The organism is Gilvimarinus sp. 2_MG-2023, from assembly GCF_030547685.1.
Lineage (GTDB): Bacteria > Pseudomonadota > Gammaproteobacteria > Pseudomonadales > Cellvibrionaceae > Gilvimarinus.
Genome location: NZ_JAUOQM010000017.1, coordinates 1 through 1,947, shown reverse-complemented (window position 1 = coordinate 1,947; position 1,947 = coordinate 1). Strand labels below are relative to the sequence as shown.

The window sequence follows — 1,947 nt, the reverse complement described above, 5'->3', positions numbered from 1 at the left end:
TTTAACTATATGTTATGACTGGTGAAACTCACCCAGGGATTGGCTGAGACGTTAAACGTCTTCTCAATAAACCCTTTAGGGAAATAGGCCAGGTTTTCACCGTAACACGCCACATCTTGCGAATATATGTGTAGAAACTGCCGGAAATCGTCGTGGTATTCACTCCAGAGCGATGAAAACGTTTCAGTTTGCTCATGGAAAACGGTGTAACAAGGGTGAACACTATCCCATATCACCAGCTCACCGTCTTTCATTGCCATACGAAATTCCGGATGAGCATTCATCAGGCGGGCAAGAATGTGAATAAAGGCCGGATAAAACTTGTGCTTATTTTTCTTTACGGTCTTTAAAAAGGCCGTAATATCCAGCTGAACGGTCTGGTTATAGGTACATTGAGCAACTGACTGAAATGCCTCAAAATGTTCTTTACGATGCCATTGGGATATATCAACGGTGGTATATCCAGTGATTTTTTTCTCCATTTTAGCTTCCTTAGCTCCTGAAAATCTCGATAACTCAAAAAATACGCCCGGTACTGATGAATCCCCTAATGATTTTGGTAAAAATCATTAAGTTAAGGTGGATACACATCTTGTCATATGATCAAATGGTTTCGCGAAAAATCAATAATCAGACAACAAGATGTGCGAACTCGATATTTTACACGACTCTCTTTACCAATTCTGCCCCGAATTACACTTAAAACGACTCAACAGCTTAACGTTGGCTTGCCACGCATTACTTGACTGTAAAACTCTCACTCTTACCGAACTTGGCCGTAACCTGCCAACCAAAGCGAGAACAAAACATAACATCAAACGAATCGACCGATTGTTAGGTAATCGTCACCTCCACAAAGAGCGACTCGCTGTATACCGTTGGCATGCTAGCTTTATCTGTTCGGGCAATACGATGCCCATTGTACTTGTTGACTGGTCTGATATTCGTGAGCAAAAACGACTTATGGTATTGCGAGCTTCAGTCGCACTACACGGTCGTTCTGTTACTCTTTATGAGAAAGCGTTCCCGCTTTCAGAGCAATGTTCAAAGAAAGCTCATGACCAATTTCTAGCCGACCTTGCGAGCATTCTACCGAGTAACACCACACCGCTCATTGTCAGTGATGCTGGCTTTAAAGTGCCATGGTATAAATCCGTTGAGAAGCTGGGTTGGTACTGGTTAAGTCGAGTAAGAGGAAAAGTACAATATGCAGACCTAGGAGCGGAAAACTGGAAACCTATCAGCAACTTACATGATATGTCATCTAGTCACTCAAAGACTTTAGGCTATAAGAGGCTGACTAAAAGCAATCCAATCTCATGCCAAATTCTATTGTATAAATCTCGCTCTAAAGGCCGAAAAAATCAGCGCTCGACACGGACTCATTGTCACCACCCGTCACCTAAAATCTACTCAGCGTCGGCAAAGGAGCCATGGGTTCTAGCAACTAACTTACCTGTTGAAATTCGAACACCCAAACAACTTGTTAATATCTATTCGAAGCGAATGCAGATTGAAGAAACCTTCCGAGACTTGAAAAGTCCTGCCTACGGACTAGGCCTACGCCATAGCCGAACGAGCAGCTCAGAGCGTTTTGATATCATGCTGCTAATCGCCCTGATGCTTCAACTAACATGTTGGCTTGCGGGCGTTCATGCTCAGAAACAAGGTTGGGACAAGCACTTCCAGGCTAACACAGTCAGAAATCGAAACGTACTCTCAACAGTTCGCTTAGGCATGGAAGTTTTGCGGCATTCTGGCTACACAATAACAAGGGAAGACTTACTCGTGGCTGCAACCCTACTAGCTCAAAATTTATTCACACATGGTTACGCTTTGGGGAAATTATGAGGGGATCTCTCAGCGCCCGGTAGTGATCTTATTTCATTATGGTGAAAGTTGGAACCTCTTACGTGCCGATCAACGTCTCATTTTCGCCAAAAGTTG

1 protein-coding gene and 1 pseudogene are annotated in these 1,947 nt (G+C 43.5%); one reads left to right on the top strand and one right to left on the bottom strand.

The features are described 5' to 3' along the window. Positions 1-8 precede the first annotated feature (8 nt). Positions 9-482: pseudogene (locus Q4526_RS02820) on the bottom strand (CatA-like O-acetyltransferase); the annotation flags it as partial. 160 nt (positions 483-642) lie between these two features. Between Q4526_RS02820 and Q4526_RS02815 the strand changes: the two are divergent. Next, a complete protein-coding gene (locus Q4526_RS02815) occupies positions 643-1,851 on the top strand; it encodes an IS4-like element ISVsa5 family transposase (protein ID WP_001339197.1) in 1,209 nt (402 codons plus the stop codon). Positions 1,852-1,947 lie beyond the last annotated feature (96 nt).